The sequence below is a fragment of the Pontibacter sp. LHS2 genome (assembly GCF_058932845.1).
The window spans coordinates 195,037-213,197 of record NZ_JBZYWG010000003.1 but is presented as its reverse complement, the minus strand read 5'-3'; the positions used below and the strand labels follow the sequence as shown (position 1 = coordinate 213,197).

Below are 18,161 nucleotides of genomic sequence, written 5' to 3'. Positions count from 1 at the left end.
CATGAATCACCGAATCGAAGCCTTACAACAGGCACTGACAAAACATCGGAAAACCCTGCTCAAGCATAATGTTTACCAGTCGCTGGAGACGCTGGAGGACCTGAAGCTGTTTATGGAGCATCATGTATTTGCTGTCTGGGATTTTATGAGCCTGCTTAAGGCGCTTCAGGCCGATCTGACCTCTGTCACACTGCCTTGGATGCCTAAGGGGAGCCCCACAACTCGCCGGTTGATCAACGAAATTGTGCTGGAGGAGGAAACAGACGTAGACCAGGAGGGCAAACCTGTCAGTCACTTTGAGCTATACTTACGTGCCATGGCAGAGGTTGGTGCGGACCAGACCCGCATCGATGAGATGCTGAAGAGCGTACTTGAAGGCAAGAGCGTGAACCTGGCATTAGATCAGTCCGGTGTGCACAGTTCGGTGAAGGACTTTGTGCGTAACACCTTCCATATCATCGGTTCAGGTAAAACGCATGCTATTGCCGCCGCCTTTACCTTTGGCCGGGAAGACCTAATTCCGGATATGTTCCGTAACCTGATTGCTGATCTGAACGAGCGCTTCCCAGGCAAGCTGGATACTTTTATTTACTACCTCGACCGCCACGTGCAGCTGGATGAGGAAGTACACACGCCGCTGGCCTTGCAAATGGTAAGCGAACTCTGTGGCGATGACGACGAGAAGTGGCAGGAGGCTCTGGAAGTGTCGATTGACTGCATCCAAAGCCGCATCCGTCTCTGGGACGGCATCCGACAGCTTCTTCCGGCAACAGCGGAATAAGTTAGAAGCCCAGGAGTTTATTAGAAAGTGGCTTGTACATCTGTAGCGTTCTAAACTTGTAAACTTTTTAACTTCTGCACTCCTACCGCCGTATTTTCTATCCAACACTAACGAGAAAACAGAGATGAACGAACTACACTCCGAAGCGGATAATATAGAAAATGTGGCGCAATGCATTATGGGCGCCTTTAGAGAGTATAATATTGAAGCAGGCAGCGTACTGTCTTATCAGGAGCTATACCCATACCTGCAGGAACGCTATCCCAAGTACAAAGATGTGCAGAAAGAAGCGGAGCACCACCTAGCCAAACTGGCTTGGGTAACACCTGCACCTGAAGGTCTGATGCTCACACAGGTTGGACAGGAAAACCTGCAGGATAATAAGTAAGCAGACGTTCTTTTATACTTTTTCACCCGTATACATAGTATAAGCCGTTTGAACGGACGGTCTTATTTTACTATATTAAGAATGAAACGAGATGAAAAGGTATGTAAGTTGGATAGGGGGGATCGTGCTGCTGGGAGCAACGGGCTGCACTTCGCTCTCGGAAGGAGGGGGTGGTACTTTACCGCCTGACCCTAATCACACACAGCGTGTAAGGGTAAGCGAGGGCGATACGGTGCGCAGACAGATGTATGAGCAGGCGAGTGATATTAACCGCAAGCGGAACATTGAAGAGTATGACCGGAATGCACCAGTCAACTTGCCTCCGGAAGTGCGCCCGCAGCAATTGCCCCATGCTCCTGTGGATTCTACACGTCACCGTATCCTACGAATTCTTCCCACCAGACCTCCGGTTGGCAATAACTAAAGCATAAACAAGAAGCGCTGCCCATTCAGGCAGCGCTTCTTGTTTATTTTTTCTTTTTGTCCTTATTTTTATCCTTGTCCTTGTTGCGCAGGTCGCTCACATCTTCCACTTCATCTTCTTCGTCTGCCAGATGCAGTTCGTCGGGTTCCAGGTCTACATACACTTCGTGGTCGGGCGGAGTCGTCTCTGATTCGCGGTCGGCTCCTTTGGGTGATGGTTTGTCGCTAACCTTATTTCGATCCTTGTCCTCGCCTAACTGTCCGCTGTCGCTCTTCTTCTCGTGAAAATTATCTTTGTTCTTCATATACGTTGCATGATTGGGTTCCTGATCGTTGGTTTACCATTTACGGAAAAGCCGGCTCCTGGTCAGTTTATACCTGTCATTTTTTTTGGAATGGGCTTGGGTTGGCTAATCAATCCAACGGGTATTTGTATATTTGCGTTTTTACAAAGACTATGGCTGAAAACTACAAACGATATACAGTAACGGCAGCGCTGCCTTACGCCAACGGTCCGGTGCACATTGGTCACCTGGCTGGCGTATACCTGCCTGCCGATATTTATGTGCGCTATCTGCGCTCGCAGGGCAGAGACGTGAAATTCATTTGCGGATCTGATGAGCATGGCGTGCCGATCACGATTCGTGCCAAGAAGGAAGGGATCACACCACAGCAGGCGGTAGACAAGTACCATGAATTGATCAAGAAGTCTTTCGAGGACTTCAACGTGTCCTTCGACATCTACTCCCGTACCTCTTCCCAGACGCATCACGAGACGGCTTCCGGCTTTTTTGAGAAGCTCTACAACGATGGTAAGTTCATTGAGCAGACCACGCAGCAGTACTACGACGAAAAAGCACAGCAATTTCTGGCTGACCGCTACATCGTGGGAACCTGTCCGAAATGCGGCAATGAGAATGCCTACGGCGACCAGTGTGAAGCCTGCGGCACTTCCCTGAATGCCACTGACCTGATCAATCCGAAAAGCACGCTGAGCGGTGCTGTACCGGTAATGCGTGAGACCAAGCACTGGTACCTGCCGCTGAACGAGTACGAGCCCTGGCTGCGCGAGTGGATCGTCGAAGGCCACAAAGGCGACTGGAAGCCGAACGTGTACGGCCAGTGCAAAAGCTGGATCGACCAGGGGCTGCAACCGCGTGCCGTTACCCGCGACCTCGACTGGGGTGTGCCGGTGCCGGTAGCAGGCGCAGAAGGTAAAGTACTCTATGTGTGGTTTGATGCGCCGATCGGTTACATCTCCGCTACCAAAGACCTCACACCGGACTGGGAAACCTACTGGAAAGATCCGGAGTCGAAGCTGGTGCACTTTATCGGCAAAGACAACATTGTATTCCACTGCATCATCTTCCCGAGCATGCTCAAAGCGCACGGCGACTACGTGCTGCCAGACAATGTGCCGGCCAACGAGTTCCTGAACCTGGAGGGTGATAAGATCTCCACCTCCCGCAACTGGGCGGTGTGGCTGCACGAGTACCTGGAGGAGTTTCCGGGCAAAGGCGACGTGTTGCGCTATACCTTGTGCGCCAACGCACCGGAGAGCAAGGATAACGATTTCACGTGGAAAGACTACCAGGCCCGCAACAACAACGAACTGTTAGCCATTCTGGGCAACTTTATCAACCGCGCTGTGGTGCTGACCCAAAAGTACTACAACGGCGAAGTACCGGCCCGTGGCGAGCTGCAGGATTATGACAAAGAAGTACTCGGTGTGCTGGAAGGTATGCCGATGGTGATCGCCACTTACATTGAGCGTTACCGCTTCCGCGATGCCTTGAGCGAACTCATGAACCTGGCCCGTTTGGGTAACAAATACCTGGCTGACACGGAGCCCTGGAAGCTGATCAAAACGGACGAGGAGCGTGTGAAGACCATCATGAATATTGCGCTGCAGATCTCGGCCAGCCTGAGCATTTTGATGGAGCCATTCCTTCCGACTTCAGCTCAGAAACTGGCGACTATGCTCAACAAGCCGGTGGGTACCTGGGCAGAGGCAGGAGCCGCTGACTTGCTGCCTACTGGTCATATAATAGGTATGCCTGAACTGATGTTCGAGAAGATTGAAGATTCCGCAGTAGAGGCGCAGGTTCAGAAGCTACTTGACACAAAGAAAGCCAATGAAGCTGCTAATGCGGTGGTGGAGCCAGCCAAGGAGAACATTACCTTTGAGGACTTCACCAAGATCGACATCCGCATCGGTACCATCATCGAAGCCGAAAAAGTAGCCAAAACCAAAAAGCTGCTGAAGTTGAAGATCGATACAGGTATAGACCAGCGCACCGTAGTGAGCGGCATCGCAGAGTTCTTTAATCCAGAGGATATCATCGGGCAACAGATAAGCATCCTGGTGAATTTGGCCCCTCGCGAGATCAAAGGGATTACCAGCCAGGGTATGATCCTGATGGCGGAGAATGCTGATGGTTCGCTTGCCTTTGTGCAACCGAGCAAAGAAGTGAAAAACGGCGGTACAGTAAGCTAAGCTATACCTGCCAACCAAATTAAAAGCCCTTGCCTGTTTCGATAGGCAAGGGCTTTTTTGTAATCGCGCTCTTGTGTAAGATTATTCGTGGCGATTAGTTATCCGATAAATCTTCATTTTTTATTAACTTTTGCTGTGCCGCCGCCAACCAGTTTTTGGCCTCTTCAAAATCACCAAAAATGCGCATATGAAAAGCATCGCCGATCTTGGCGCTCATCATTTCAGCTGATAAAGCAGCAAAGGATTCCGGGCTGACCACGTGGGCAAAATGTGTGAGTCCGGCCTGCATAGCGCGGGGTGTCCAGTCATTGGCTATCCAGTCGGTGGCGTGGTCCCAGGGGCCTACCACGAGCCGGTTATCGTTCAGTAGATAAGCGCAGTTACTGCCAGAGATCTCATCAAGGCAGCGATTGGCTCCTAGCACAATACTGTCGAGTGTCTGATAGCCTAACCAGTTATTGTGAACGTAATTAGCCTTTTCCACATACTCAACGGTAAGGAAAACTTTGCCAAAAGCGTTGCTGATCTCTTTTTTCATGATGTGTTCTAAACCGATAGAAGTCTAGCCTGGAGTAAAGATAGACCAATCTAAATGAAGTTGGAGCATGAAGGCTCCGAAACTAAGCAGAAAAGGTTTAGCCAACCATCACACCCGCCTCACCCGAAGCCACAATTGGTTTTTTGCGAAGCCGCTCCTGCTCCATGTATTGCACCACAAAATAAAAGCCAACGGCTGTTACAACGGCCAGTCCGCCTACACTCCACCAGAGCATGTCGAAACCGTATTTTGAGGCAATGGTGGTTCCCATATAAGGTGCTACCACATGCGCTGCTGCATAAGAGATGGTATACAAGCCCATGTAAGCGCCCCGGTTGCTCTCTGTGGAGCGCTCCACGGTGATAGTCGCCATAAAAGGCATGGCCAGAATCTCGGACAAACTCAGCAGCAGCATGGCCAGGTACAGTGTGCTCACCTCCATGTTCAGGTTCAGGAGAATAAATGAGAATCCGAGCATCAGCATACCTGTCACAATCAGCACAGACTTGCGCACTTTGTCACCGATCAGGTATACCGCGATCATTTCCAGCAGAAACACGATCAACCCATTGAAGGCCAGTAAGCTTCCTATACCTGTTTCAGAAAGTTGGTATACCTGGCGGTAGTAAAGCGGCAGGGTCGTTATGAACTGAAAAAAGATGGCCGCAAAACTACAGCAGAGCACTGTAAATAGCAGGAATGGCACATCCCGATAGGGAGAGCGGTCGGCAGGTATAGACAGTTCTCTCTGGGCTGCTTTTTTCTGCTTTGGCTGTGGGCGTTGGCCCTGCTGATTTCTAAAATAGAAGAAGAAAAAGATACCAGCTGAAATACAGGTAATGCCATCCGCGATGAACAACCAGCGGTAAGAGACAGCCGCCAGGAAACCGCCTAATGCCGGACCAATAGAAAAGCCCAGATTAAGTGCCATTCGGTTAAGCGAGAAGGCACGGGTCACATTCTCGGGTCGGGCATAATAGGAGATAGACACTGAATTTGCGGGGCGCAGCGTATCGTTCACGAGGCTGAGGATGAAGACCCCGGCCGCCATGTACTCAAACTGTCGCAGATTCAGCAACAGGAAGTATAAACTCCCCCCAACGGTCAGGCTCAGGAACTGCACCTTAAAATGCCCTACCCGGTCCGTTAGCCAGCCACCCAGAAAAGAACCACATACTGAACCAAGCCCATAAATACTCAGGATCATACCTGCCTCTTTAAGGGAGTAATCTAACACCTCCGTCAGGTATACCGCCAGGAAAGGCGTTACCATGGCGCCGCTGCGGTTGATGAACATCACCAGCGACAACATCCAGGCCGGGCGGGAGAGTCCGCCGAAGGCATTGCGGTATAAGAGGAAGAGGCGTTTCATCTTTGGTTTCAGATGGTATGATTCAATTTATTTGCAGTACTACACTAAAGCATCGCAATGATCAGTAACAAGTTATAGCCGAGGTTAAACAACACAATCAAGGTGACTACTCCTCCAAAGCAACCGCTCTCCAGTTTGCCATCCTCTTTTTTCTGGCTCCGGAAATAAAACAACGCCAATATTCCGGAAAGAAAAATTAAGAGAGCAGATACTACCGGGAACAAGCGTTGCACATACTCTACTTCTGTATAGGCTAACCCAAAGTTTGCAATGTTGAGCATACCTACTGGTATACCTGTCCAGAAGTAGAAATCTGTTTTACGGCTGAGCAGGAAGTTAACCATGTAGCTGGCTTACTTGGTATTGTACTGGTTCATGGTGCGCTCCAGGCCAATGCTGCCAAAAGCGATCACAGACTCCGCTGCTTTCTCAATAATTCCAGGCAAGTCGATTTTCTCGTCATCACTAAAGGTGCTCAGCACATAGTCTACCTGCTTGCCTTTGTGGAAGGTATCACCTACGCCAAAGCGCAGGCGTGGGTAGTTGTTATGGCCAAGCGTCTGCTCAATGTGCTTCAGTCCATTGTGCCCGCCGGCGCTGCCTTTGGCGCGTATGCGCAATTTCCCGAAGGGCAGGGCAATGTCATCAGTAATAACCATCATTTGGACTGGTGTCAGCTTCAGGCTGCTCAGCCAGTGACTTACAGCCTTGCCGCTCAGGTTCATGTAGGTAGTGGGTTTCACCAGCACATAGGTGCGGCCCTTGCTTTTGATCTCGGTCACAAAGGAGTGGCGACCAGTATCGAACTTCGCGTCAAATTTCTGTGCCAGGTAGTCCAGCACCATAAAACCAATGTTGTGACGCGTCTCTGCGTACTCTGCGCCAATGTTGCCAAGGCCTACGATCAGGTATTTCATACTTGTGTCTTCCGTACTGGCTGCTGCCTGTTGCTCAAGGCCCAGCCATTGTTTTAGCTTTAGTATAGTGGAATTGCTCAAGGTTGGATAGTTAGATGGCTGGATTGTTAGATGGCTGCGTCACAAAATGGGCTTTCCTATTTGACCAACAATTTAAACAATAAACCATTCAGCCATTTAATTTCCAGCTGAAACAAAAAATCCTGCCCCGCTCGGAGCGGGACAGGATCTTGAATGCTTTTGAAGCAACAGTAATTATTTCTTACCGCCGCGAGCTTCTTCAGCCTGTGCGCTCTTAAGAGCACGTGGAATTGTAACAGTAGCTACTGGAGCAAGCGAGTTAGTCAGGATCTCGTAATCACCTTTCTTGATCTTGCTTACTTTGATAGACTTGCCAAGCTCCAGATCAGAGATGTTTACCTCTACATAGTCTGGCAGGTTAGCAGGAAGTGCTTTGATTTTCAGCTTGCGCAGTTTAGTTACAAGCTTACCACCGGCCAATACGCCTGGTGAAACACCAACAAACTTAACTGGAACCTCAATCTTCACTTCTTTATTTTCGTCTAGCTGCAGGAAGTCAACGTGCAGCAGCATTTCATTCACTGGGTGAAACTGTACGTCCTGAAGGATAGCTCTGTAGTGTGTACCTTCGATATTCAGGTCTACTTCGTATACTTCTGGAGAATAAACCAAGTCTCTGAACAGGATAGCCGGTGCATAGAAATGTACTTGCTCAGCGCCGCCATATAATACACCTGGTACATAAGACTCATTACGCAGTTCTTTTATCTGCGCTTTGCCGAGATTTGCTCTTTTAAACCCTATAATCTCTAAAGTTTTCATAAAAATGAATTTGTTAAAATTTCAGGCCACAAAGGTAGACCTTTTATTTGAATTGTTGAAGGCTAAATTGTGTAATTGTTGAAATTTATTTCTTCAAGAGAATCAACAGATTAACCGTTCAGCCATTTAACAATTTGCCTTATATAAACAGTGAGCTGATTGACTCGTGCGTTACCACGTTGTTGATAGCTCTTGCAAACATCTCGGAGAAGGTAAGCACTTTAATTTTAGAGCAGTCCTGCTTTAGTGGAATGGTGTCCGAAACAACCAGTTCCTCTAGTACAGAGTTTTCAATACGCTCATAAGCAGGGCCTGATAGAACAGGGTGCGTGGCGATAGCTCGCACAGACTTGGCGCCCTTTTCTCTCAAAAGCTCAGCTGCTTTTGTGATCGTGCCTGCCGTGTCTACCATGTCATCCACCAGTACCACGTCCATACCTTCTACGTCACCGATCACCTGCATAGAGGCGATCTCATTAGCACGTTTGCGGTGTTTGTCGCAGACAACCATTTCAGCGCCGAAGTTCTTGGCAAAAGCTCTGGTTCTAACCACACCCCCAACGTCAGGAGACGCAAAGATCAGGTCGTTGCCGAGGTTCAGGCTGCGCAGGTAAGGCACGAAGATAGCAGAACCGTCGAGGTGATCTACCGGAATGTCGAAGAAGCCCTGGATCTGGCCGGCGTGCAGGTCGCACGTCATGAGGCGGTCAGCGCCTACCGACTGGATCGCATTGGCCAGTACTTTTGAGCCAATAGAAACGCGCGGCTTGTCTTTTCTGTCTTGGCGGGCGTAGCCGTAGTATGGCATCACCACGATTACTTTGTGGGCTGAGGCACGCTTGGCAGCATCTACGAGCAGCATTAGCTCCATCAGGTTGTCTGCCGGCGGAAACGTGGACTGCACGATGAATACCTCTGCTCCGCGAACTGATTCATTGAAGTGTACACCTATTTCACCATCGCTGAAGCGTGAAATGGTTAAGTCGCCGAGCGTAGTGCCGTAAGCAGCTGCGATCTTTTCGGCTAAGTACTTGGAAGCGGAACCAGCGAAAATTTTTACCTGTGGCATAATAATGCTAAGTGTTTGAAGGGTTTGGTTTAGGTTATTATGCCTGCAAAGCTACAAAATTCCGCAAATATGCTACTTGATATTTCTGATTTTTAATTAGTTAGGGGGAGGTAATAGCGCAAGGAGGGCAGCCCACATGGCAGCGGGTTGCCTTTCTGTAGCTGCCTGAGGACAACTCACTTCAAAAGCAACTCACCCAGAAGAGGTTGCATCAGTTTGCGATATGTTCTTAACGTTTCCTCAACCGCGCATTACTCGCAGTTGATTCATTTCATTTAATGCAGTGGGGTTATACTAAATGTTTTGCGACTGACCAACCGTATACCTGGCCTATGCTCAATGCAGATGCAAATGTAAGGCAAGGCGGGAAAGAAGCAAATAGTTAGGGCATGTCTTAAGCACAGAAATTATGGCCTAAATGAACTCCACCCTAATCTGAACTCTCTCTGCCAGCAGATCTGTGGTAGGCACTACATTTATGCTTTCTTCTTCCTGAAAGTATTTCGCCAGCCCTTTGATAATGCCGATTGCGAAGCCGGCCATTTTACGCCTGGAGTAGTAATCTAAAATCAGGATGTTCCTGCCCACCTTGGTGACATGAAGTGGCGGTGGGTTAGTTTGGCCGTTTTCCTTCCTAATGCCCCCGTGCATGTGAGAACCAATGTGCTGCAGCATGTCATAAGTCTTCCAGGCGGGGTTGACAAACCGCTTGAATACGAGTAACAGGTCAGGAACAAGGAACTTCCCGAATTTCTCCTGAAATTCAGGATAGGGCACATCCTCCAGGCGTGCACCCTCAATCATAATAGAGACTATTTCTGAAATAGGATAAACCTCATTGATCTGATATGGGGTTTCCAGCCGGTTTAATCCCTGGCTTTGTATAATCCTGATCCAAGTACTGTAATCGTGTCTGTTCTCAATGTAGCGTTTGAGAAAGATGAAGATGGAACCATGCATGGTATCCGTGAGTAATCCCTGCATTGACAGAAATTTAATTTGTTATTTATCTCTAACTCCGCAATGTACGCAAGATTGCCTTATATGTATCTTTTCAGCGTCTTTATATTAAGATATGATAACAAAAATCTGTTTTCTGTTTGTTGGGAATAATCGCCGTTTCTGTTTATCGCGGCAGGATTTTACTATTTACAAAGGTACATAGCAGGTATAACTACTTATGCAGATTGCGAAATGCCTCAACTATTTAACTACCTTTAAGAAATACAATCTTAAAAGGAGTCTTAACTAATGGGAGAATCATCTAAAAAGACAGATGAACTGGAAAAGCTTATCGAGTTAAACGATGAATTGGAGAACTACTTCAATAACACGATCATTCCACAGCTGTTTGTCGATGCCGGTATGATCCTGCGCAAGTTCACTCCTGCTGCCATGACACATTTTAAGCTCTCAGTTGATGATCTTGGCAAGCACATAGATGATGTGTCAAATAATATCCGATTCCCAACTATTATTGAAAATATCACTGAGGTGATCGAGAGTAGTGAGGATCTAGAAAAGGAAATCCAGACAACTGATAAAAGGTGGTATCAGATGAATATTCTTCCCTACATTATCAGGAAGGAGAACAGGACAAATGGTGTCATCATCACCTTTATCGATATCAACGACCGCATCCAGATCCTGAACGGTTACGAGAAACTGAACAGGAACTACGAGAATATCATCCACTCTATCTCCCACGACATCAAGGGGCCCTTATCCAATATAGAGGGTTTGATCAGAGTACTGAAGGAAACACCGGAGAGTGCAGCCGAGCACAGGCTGATCATTCAAATGCTGGACGAATCTGTGGGCAACTTACGCAGAACAGTGGAAGACCTTGCGAATATCGACAACGATACGAATTTTGCGAAACAGCCTGAGCGGGTAAACTTTGGGAATGTGATCGAGGACGCCAAGCTTGCCCTTCGGGATAAGATTGCAGAAACTAATGCGAAGATTATTATCAAGGTAAAGGAAGCAGAGGTCAATTTCTCCCGAAAAAACGTGCGAAGCATTGTCTATAACCTGCTCTCAAATGCCATCAAGTATAAGAAACCAGTCAGCGAACCGAAGATCACGATTAAAACGGATAGGTCTGATGACGGGGAATACATCGTGTTGAAGGTAAGCGACAATGGTCTAGGTATAGCAGCAGACAAGCAACAGTCTATTTTTGACCGCTACACCCGACTGCACGATACAGTGGAGGGCACGGGTGTGGGCCTGTTTATCGTCAAGCGAATGGTTGAGGATATGGGTGGCAGGATTGAGGTGGAAAGTAAAGAGAGTGAAGGAACAACCTTTAGTGTTTATTTCAGATCGATGGAATACGCTTCCTGACAAGAAGAAGATCAGCCTAAGCCCTCACATGTTGACTTCTTGTAGAAGTCATAAAGAGAATGCGGATTTGATTGAACTGGTTAAGGCTGTACTGCTTGCGTGCTATTCTTTTGGGATTTGAATGATAAAGGTGGTGCCGACATTTTCCTGGCTTTCATAGGTGATCATGCCACCATGCAATTCAATGATCGTTTTGATAATGGACATGCCCAAGCCAACACTTCTCTCACCTCTGATTCCTGTTCTTCTGGCCTTGGTAAACCTGTCAAACAGAAAAGGACGCATTTGCTCAGGTATACCGATGCCGTTGTCGCTTACCGAGATAAGCACCTTGTCCTCTTTTTCTTCTACAGACACCGTAATGATGCCATTGTCTTCCGTGAACTTGATGGCATTCGATACCAGATTATTCATCACCTGTAAGAACTTCATGTTGTCCACAACGATGAAAGTCGGTTTGTCGGGTGAGCTGAGTCTGAACTCTTTGTCAATCAGCTTGGACTGCTCTTTGTAGTTGTCCATCATGATTTTCATCTTCTCGCAGATGTCCACCCGCTCCTTGTGCAGCACGACCTGAGAAGACTCCAGAAACTCATTATCTACAAAGTCACGGATCATGTCAGAACCCCGCATAGAATCTGCCTTGATAAACTCAATCAGCTGAAGTGTCTCTGAGTTTTGCTGGTCTACCTGCTCTTCTATGGCCGTAATGGCTGCCTGAATATTAGCGAAAGGAGCGGCCAGATCATGGGAGAGGATCTCTAAGGTGGAGTTCTTTTTGTTGTTGTACTTCAGGAGATTGTGCATGTACTCCTTTATCTTCGTGATGTCTTCGGCAAACCCGCCTATCAGGTTGCTGCCTGTTTTGTACTGCACCATACAGGCGGATATGCATACCCACCTGACACTTTCATCTGGCGTGACAAGCCTGCATTCTGCTTTTACTTTTGCCTGTCCCTGCAGTAGTTTCTCATACTCCTTATGTGCATACTCTCTATCGTCTGGGTAAATAATGGAGAGGAAGGCCGATGGGTTAGCTAGTAAGTCTGATTCTGATTTCCCGAAAAGCTGCTCACAGCCGGGGCCTACATAGTTGAAGGAATTGCCCTCAGTATCATACAGGAAATATACCTTCTCAAAACAGTGGGCAACATGTTCTATAAAGGAAATATCAGGCTTGTCGTCGTCTTTCATTTATGTGGCTAAGCAGTTCTTAAACTGAGTTATACATCTATTGATCAGATCATCTATATACTGTGATTATGAAAGCTTGGTGACACTTGGATCAGTGAACGTCATGTTAAATCACAGATTTTCCTTAAACCTGTATGCTCTGTGATCTAACAATCTGAAGAGCCTTGAGTTTCGAGGGCTTGCACAATTTTTGCTGTGTCAGTAATAAACTTAACCGGATAAGAAGAATGATTTGGCATTTTGAAGTGCTACTGACAGTGCTTCGGGCGGATACTGTTTGGAGCACAATGATGCAATCTACGAGACTGCCTTGCCAACAGAGAGTAATTTCGGGTAAGCAGATGTTTATACCTGATATAGGAAGGAGAAAAGTTGCGAAGGCTGTTTTATGCAAAAACAAAAAAGCCCTTAGAAGATCTCTAAGGGCTTTTTAAGTTGTCCGACCAGGTTTCGAACCTGGACTCTTCTGAACCAAAATCAGACGTGTTGCCAGTTACACCATCGGACAAGCTACCTACTAGATTACAGAGTGGAAGCCCCTTCGTCGTTCAGTGATGCAAAGATAGGCAGGCTATTTTAAACTGCAAACATTTGGCTCAAATTTTTTTGAAAACTATCGCCCAAAATCTGCACTAGCGCCGTTTCATCGTGCTTTTTAGCAGTGTCAATGCCGCACCGAAGCTTGTGCGTAAAGGAAATAAAAAGGCCAATTCCGCTACTTAATAGAGTGAAATTCACGGTCTTAATATGCTGCTGTTTTATAGAATTAGCTCGTGTTATCTTCAAATTATAGATTGTGAAACCCAGTTCGAACCCGGTGAAAAAATATTTGTCCTCTGATAAAATTTTTATCGCTCTTGTGATCAATTATCGTTTTGATGGGTCTTTTTGAACAGTTGCGGTAAGAAAGAACACTATTGGATACTTTTCCGCAAAATCTGTCGAATAGTTTTAATTATCCTCATTGGAGTAGGGTGAAGTTTGCTTTAAAGGCTCCAGATGATGATGTGGATAAATTTACCTGTTTTTATACCCTGCAAATGTCACCTACAGACAAGTCCTGCGTAAAGAACCTTGCTAAATCTTCCAATTATGTATTCTTCTAACATGACCGTCAACACTGACATCATCACCACTACCTGCGGACGTGAGCTTGACTTAAGCCGTACGGAACTAGTAATTGAGCGCTCCAACAGCCTTTTTAGCTACAACATCCACAAAATGGACACCGGTGAGTATGTGATAGCTGAGAAGTTTTATGCAAACCCTTTTAACAACCGCTACATCTTGCTGAATGACGAGCAGATTGAAATGTTGAAACATTTGTAGGACTTCTCTCGAATACGAGGAAGTGATTTTAATTTAAATACTAGATTACGCTTACAATTATGTTTAAATTTTTAGCCTTCCGTTTGTTCCGAGCCATCTGGGCTCAGATTCTGTAAGATTTACAAACCCTATAATAAGATATAAAAGTCTCCGCTAGTTGCAGCTTCATTTGAACTGCACCCAGCGGAGATTTCTTTTTGTATGCTACCTGTAAAATTTATAAAATTTTCTACTAAATAATAGCCTTTCTTATTGGTAATGACACGTTTAAGTGCTATGTTCACAGTTGAATAATGTCATATATCTTTAGACATCGCTATGAAACAGGTCTATCTTTTACCCATCTTATTATGTGCTGCCATTGGTGCGGAGCCCATGCATGGCGCTACGCCCACTCATGAGCAGTCAAATCTGTCCTCGTTTCTTGCTTCGGAGCTTTTGGTTACCCCCCAGGATACCATTGTGAAGGGGCAGGACTCCACGAAGGTGGCTTATGTCCGGGAAGATGATCCGAAAATGAAGAAGAAGGCCCCCGCTGTGAAAAAGTCGAGAGTCTCCTTTAAGCGGGATGTGCAACGAGCGTCTCTGTCAAAGCAAAGCACCGAGGGGAATATGATCGATGTAATTGTGATGCAGTCAGGCCGTGTCGTGCGTAATTTGGAGGACCTTCAGTTGTTTGGCAGCAGCGGCAACCATCTGGCCACACAGAATTTTGTCGGATTCGAGAACATGGTCCTGCCTTTTGAGGGGACAGTGCGATTTAAAGCCTCCAACCAAATGGGGACGGCGACTTATGACCGGGAAGTACGCTTTACAGTGATGGAAGAGGGGCGTTGGGTGCTGAGGATTGATCTTTAGCAGCGCTAATGCCCGAATACTGAAATGGGTGATATTTCAATGACTGATTGTGACAGAGGCAAATAGCATTGCCAGCTACACTTTCTGAAACTCATAAAACCGAAACAGCCGCAGTGAGATTTCTCTCGCTGCGGCTGTTTCGGTTTTACTAAAGCTATACCTTATTCTTCGACAGGGGCAGCGACAGAGCCGTTCCGGCGCTTATTTCCCACGTTTTCAACCTCACGGTTGATTTCCTTAATATCTACCGGCTGAGAGAAGTCGCCTAACAGGTGCTTAGTGAAGTAGTCACCCATCATCCAGAAGAAATACTCGGTCATATCGCCGAAGCCGTGGCGCTGGCCTGGTAGTAGTACAAAGTCAAAACGCTTGTTCGCTTTGATCAGAGCATTGGCCATGCGGATGGTACCGGCTGGGTGCACGTTGTTGTCTACGTCGCCCGTCGCCAACATCAGATGCCCTTTCAGGTTAGCTGCCAGGTCTGGGTTTTTCTCGATGGCATACACGAAGGTGGTATCACCTTTAGGCGTAACCACTTCTTTCACGCCATGGTGCTTCTCGCTCCACCAACGGTTGTAGATGTTGTTTTCGTGGTTACCGGCTCCCGATACAGCCACCTTGAAGAAGTCAGGGTACACGAGCATGGCCGCTGTTGACATAAAGCCGCCACCTGAGTGACCGGTTATACCTACGCGGTCGATGTCGATGAAGCGGTGGCGGTCTCCTAACTGCTCAATAGCGGCTTTCTTATCGGCCAGACCGTAGTCACGCAGATTACCGTAGCCGAAGGTATGGTACCACTTCGAGCGGGCAGGGTGACCACCTCGGTTACCTACTGTAACTACTACAAAACCAAGCTGCGCCAGACGGTCGATGCGGTCCATGCTGCGGCCGAACGACTTGTTCACTGCCTCTGTCTGCGGCCCCGGATATACGTAGGCGATGATCGGGTAGGTCTTGGTCGAGTCAAAGTCAAACGGCTTGTACATTACGCCATAGATATCGGTAATGCCATCATCTGCCTTTACCATGAACGGCTCCGGAAATTTATAGCCGGTCGTCATCAGGCGGCTCAGGTCAGCTTTCTCCAGATCCATTACCTTACGGCCTTTCGTGTCGTAGAGCACCGATACCGGTACCGTGTTCACACGGGATGCCGTATTTACGAAGTAGGTGTTATTATCGTTCAGGCTGATGTTATTGTCAAAATTGCCTTTGTTAAGTAGCGTCAAGCCGCTGCCGTCGAAGTTAACGCGGTAGAGGTGCACCAGGTATGGGTCTTCCCCGTTTTCACGTCCATTGGCAGTGAAGTAGAGTACGCGGTTTTTCTCGTCTATACCTACCAGGTCTTCCGCATGGAAAGAACCACTTGTAATGCGGTTTTTCAGATTGCCTTTGCCATCATAAAGATAGAAGTGTCCCCAGCCATCGCGCTCAGACCAGTGGATGATCTCGCTGCCACCCTTTACCAGGCCAATGCGGTTCATGTCGATGTAAGTATTGAAGCGCTCCTCGATCACAGGGGTAACTTTGCCTGAAGCGATGTCCAATTCGCACACATCGATTTTTTTGAGGTCACGGCTGGTACGGGTAAAGTACAGCTTGTCTTTGGTGCCGTGCCACATAGTCGGGCGGTGCTCGTCGTCACGCTGCTTTTGCAGGGCTGGTGCCGACCAAAGCGAAACCTCCTGGTCTTTGAAAGCTGCCGTGTTGATTCTGCGTTGCGTTTTGTTGGCGAAGTCAAAAAGCATCAGCTCTCTTTTGGGAGCTTCTTTCTCGCCTGGCATCTGGTACTTGTAGGTTTCCAGTGCAGGACGTCCCTGAGCGGTATGGTGTAGTACCCACAGGTCTTTCACCTTGCGCTCATCTGTACGCACCATGGCAAACTGCTTAGAGTCTGGTGACCACAGGATGAAGGCCGGCTTGCGGTTCTTTTTGTTCTTCTCGCGCTCCACATTAGTCTCGCCACGGGAGTCACCGTAGGTATAATACTCTACCCCATCTTTAGTAAGCTGATGCTCTACAATAGTGGAGTCTTTTTCGTTCTTCAGCGCCTTTTCATAGTTGGCTCTGTCCATCCAGTAGAGGTTGTGCTCTTTGGCGTATACCACTACCTGTTGGTCAGGGGAGATAGAAGCCCAACGAGCCTTAGCCTTTGGTTTTTCAAAGTCTTTCAGCTCTACTACTTGGCCGGTTGCCAGATTATAGCGGAAGTAAAATGTCTTTTTCTCGAGTGAGTCAGCAGCTTTTTTGTCCAGGCGGTCTTTCTTTACCTGGTCGATCGAGCTCTTGATCTCAAATTGTACGCTCTTCTCGTCTTCTGTGAACTTCAGGTTCTGGATAGGCAGGTGCTGCGCATCAAAGGGGTCCTGCACGATCATGGTCACAGCGGAGGCTACTTTGGCGTTGTCAAAGAGCTGCTTTTTAGACTTAGTGGCAGGGTCTACGATGTACCAGTTCTTGCCATTGCTGGTTTCGTACTCATACCAGAAGCGATCGGAGTTCTTGAGCCAGTGCGGGTCGAGGTTGGTGGTGAAGATAAGTTTTTCCAGCTTTTTGGGTGAGAATCGGGAAGCCAGCTGGTAATTCCCCTTGGTCGGCGTGCCGGGCTGTTGTGCCTGTACACTGATGCTCGCTATCAGCAGCATAGCGAGAAGGTAAATTTTCTTCATGAAAAGGTTAGTTTGGTTGAATAGATCAGATGAACAGGTATAAGCCGCTCGGTAGGTATAGACTCTCAAAAGGAATGATAGTTTAAACGGCTTAGCCAGAAATTAAGAAGAATATCTATATACTGGCTACAAGATAAAGGGAAATTAAATTAGACGTATGGTTTGTCAGGTTTCAGGATGCAACCATCGGCTGTCATTCAGGGTCAACTACTTAAAGCACAGCCATAACTTATGAAAAAGATTTTGTTTGTAATAACAATAGTTTGCCTTCTGGTGTCCTGTTCAAAAGAGGATCTAAGCACTGTTAATGCACATCTGGGAAAGGAGATAAGGCTTAAAGAGGGGCAAGCGGCACTTTATAACAATAGTGGGACAGAGGCTGCCCCCACTGTGCGTTTGAAAGTCGAAGATGTGAGCGATAGCCGCTGCCCGAGCGATGTAGTTTGTGTTACCTATGGTAAAGTGGATGTGAGGCTAATACTGGGAACAGGTAACGGCATAGGACAAACCGTAACGATGTGCCTGGGGGATTGTGCCGGTGGAAGCCGGTCTGAAGATGCAGCGGAAGTGATGGTAGGGGCCATGCCTTATAAAATAAGGCTTCTTAACGTGAGTCCGCTGCCCAGTCTGAGGGACAGTTCCAATGAAAATAAGGAAGTACAGCTGGTGTTAGAGCGGAGGTAGGTTATTTATTTTAAGGGAGGCTTGGGACTGGCGAGACAAACAAGTCATCACTTTCTTTAAGGCACATTGTTGCGAGCGGGGGCAGCAATGTGCCTTTTGTTATACCTACACCCGCCTCAATTCCAGAGATACTGGGAATAAGGTCTATACTTTGATATTGAGCAAGTTAAAACTTTTTGGAGTCTTATGTGGAATTGTCCCTTTTATACCTTAGTTTTGCGCCTTGAAATAACTCCGTTATACAGTT

18 protein-coding genes and 1 tRNA gene are annotated in these 18,161 nt (G+C 47.4%); 8 read left to right on the top strand and 11 right to left on the bottom strand.

All coding sequences use genetic code 11. The annotated features are described in order from the left end of the window. The first annotated feature begins 1 nt into the window (after position 1). The 3 genes from AC5FX6_RS14165 to AC5FX6_RS14155 all read left to right on the top strand — a co-directional run bounded on the left by AC5FX6_RS14165 (position 2) and on the right by AC5FX6_RS14155 (position 1,593). Entirely contained in the window at positions 2 to 781 is a 780-nt protein-coding gene (locus AC5FX6_RS14165) for a DUF3050 domain-containing protein (protein ID WP_493597709.1), read from the top strand. Between the two features lie 124 nt (positions 782 to 905). Then, positions 906 to 1,169: a hypothetical protein gene (locus AC5FX6_RS14160; protein ID WP_493597708.1), complete on the top strand. Its 264-nt coding sequence runs from the start codon at positions 906 to 908 to the stop codon at positions 1,167 to 1,169. A gap of 91 nt (positions 1,170 to 1,260) precedes the next feature. Next, on the top strand, positions 1,261 to 1,593 hold the full coding sequence (locus AC5FX6_RS14155) for a hypothetical protein (protein WP_493597707.1): 333 nt from the start codon (positions 1,261 to 1,263) through the stop codon (positions 1,591 to 1,593). Positions 1,594 to 1,636: 43 nt separating this feature from the next. Here the strand turns inward: AC5FX6_RS14155 and AC5FX6_RS14150 are convergent, their stop codons facing one another. Then, entirely contained in the window at positions 1,637 to 1,897 is a 261-nt protein-coding gene (locus AC5FX6_RS14150; RefSeq protein WP_493597706.1) for a hypothetical protein, read from the bottom strand. A 152-nt stretch (positions 1,898 to 2,049) separates the two neighbouring features. Between AC5FX6_RS14150 and metG the strand changes: the two genes are divergently transcribed. Continuing rightward, a complete protein-coding gene (gene metG, locus AC5FX6_RS14145) occupies positions 2,050 to 4,089 on the top strand; it encodes a methionine--tRNA ligase (protein ID WP_493597705.1) in 2,040 nt (679 codons plus the stop codon). A gap of 94 nt (positions 4,090 to 4,183) precedes the next feature. Here metG and AC5FX6_RS14140 read toward each other — a convergent pair whose 3' ends face one another. From AC5FX6_RS14140 to AC5FX6_RS14110, 7 genes are all read right to left on the bottom strand, one after another. Further along, positions 4,184 to 4,627: an STAS/SEC14 domain-containing protein gene (locus tag AC5FX6_RS14140; RefSeq protein WP_493597704.1), complete on the bottom strand. Its 444-nt coding sequence runs from the start codon at positions 4,625 to 4,627 to the stop codon at positions 4,184 to 4,186. Between the two features lie 97 nt (positions 4,628 to 4,724). Continuing rightward, complete coding sequence (locus AC5FX6_RS14135; protein ID WP_493597703.1) at positions 4,725 to 5,999, bottom strand: MFS transporter; 1,275 nt, start codon at positions 5,997 to 5,999, stop codon at positions 4,725 to 4,727. Between the two features lie 44 nt (positions 6,000 to 6,043). Next, positions 6,044 to 6,343 carry a hypothetical protein gene (locus AC5FX6_RS14130; protein WP_493597702.1) on the bottom strand — a complete coding sequence of 100 codons (300 nt, stop codon included), beginning with the start codon at positions 6,341 to 6,343 and terminating at the stop codon, positions 6,044 to 6,046. Between the two features lie 9 nt (positions 6,344 to 6,352). Beyond that, on the bottom strand, positions 6,353 to 6,916 hold the full coding sequence (gene pth / locus AC5FX6_RS14125) for an aminoacyl-tRNA hydrolase (RefSeq protein WP_493598329.1): 564 nt from the start codon (positions 6,914 to 6,916) through the stop codon (positions 6,353 to 6,355). A gap of 255 nt (positions 6,917 to 7,171) precedes the next feature. Next, the gene (locus AC5FX6_RS14120) at positions 7,172 to 7,759 is read right to left on the bottom strand and encodes a 50S ribosomal protein L25/general stress protein Ctc (protein ID WP_493597701.1); all 588 of its coding nucleotides are present in this window, start codon (positions 7,757 to 7,759) and stop codon (positions 7,172 to 7,174) included. Positions 7,760 to 7,898: 139 nt separating this feature from the next. Further along, the gene (locus tag AC5FX6_RS14115) at positions 7,899 to 8,828 is read right to left on the bottom strand and encodes a ribose-phosphate pyrophosphokinase (protein WP_493597700.1); all 930 of its coding nucleotides are present in this window, start codon (positions 8,826 to 8,828) and stop codon (positions 7,899 to 7,901) included. Positions 8,829 to 9,242: 414 nt separating this feature from the next. Then, a complete protein-coding gene (locus AC5FX6_RS14110; RefSeq protein ID WP_493597699.1) occupies positions 9,243 to 9,812 on the bottom strand; it encodes a heme NO-binding domain-containing protein in 570 nt (189 codons plus the stop codon). Positions 9,813 to 10,079: 267 nt separating this feature from the next. Here AC5FX6_RS14110 and AC5FX6_RS14105 point away from each other — a divergent pair, with 267 nt between their 5' ends. Further along, on the top strand, positions 10,080 to 11,177 hold the full coding sequence (locus AC5FX6_RS14105) for a sensor histidine kinase (protein WP_493597698.1): 1,098 nt from the start codon (positions 10,080 to 10,082) through the stop codon (positions 11,175 to 11,177). Positions 11,178 to 11,279: 102 nt separating this feature from the next. Here AC5FX6_RS14105 and AC5FX6_RS14100 read toward each other — a convergent pair whose 3' ends face one another. Further along, a complete protein-coding gene (locus AC5FX6_RS14100; protein WP_493597697.1) occupies positions 11,280 to 12,371 on the bottom strand; it encodes a PAS domain-containing sensor histidine kinase in 1,092 nt (363 codons plus the stop codon). Between the two features lie 435 nt (positions 12,372 to 12,806). Next, positions 12,807 to 12,879: transfer RNA gene (locus tag AC5FX6_RS14095), tRNA-Gln, on the bottom strand. A 584-nt stretch (positions 12,880 to 13,463) separates the two neighbouring features. On the opposite strand from AC5FX6_RS14095, the gene AC5FX6_RS14090 reads away from it, so the two are divergent. Then, positions 13,464 to 13,700 (top strand): hypothetical protein, encoded by a 237-nt coding sequence (locus AC5FX6_RS14090; RefSeq protein WP_493597696.1) that lies wholly within the window; start codon positions 13,464 to 13,466, stop codon positions 13,698 to 13,700. Positions 13,701 to 14,018: 318 nt separating this feature from the next. Next, positions 14,019 to 14,558 (top strand): hypothetical protein, encoded by a 540-nt coding sequence (locus tag AC5FX6_RS14085; RefSeq protein ID WP_493597695.1) that lies wholly within the window; start codon positions 14,019 to 14,021, stop codon positions 14,556 to 14,558. Between the two features lie 161 nt (positions 14,559 to 14,719). On the opposite strand, the gene AC5FX6_RS14080 is transcribed toward AC5FX6_RS14085, so the two are convergent. Further along, entirely contained in the window at positions 14,720 to 17,230 is a 2,511-nt protein-coding gene (locus tag AC5FX6_RS14080; protein WP_493597694.1) for a S9 family peptidase, read from the bottom strand. A 231-nt stretch (positions 17,231 to 17,461) separates the two neighbouring features. Here AC5FX6_RS14080 and AC5FX6_RS14075 point away from each other — a divergent pair, with 231 nt between their 5' ends. Next, positions 17,462 to 17,914: a hypothetical protein gene (locus AC5FX6_RS14075; protein ID WP_493597693.1), complete on the top strand. Its 453-nt coding sequence runs from the start codon at positions 17,462 to 17,464 to the stop codon at positions 17,912 to 17,914. The last annotated feature ends 247 nt before the right edge of the window (positions 17,915 to 18,161 follow it).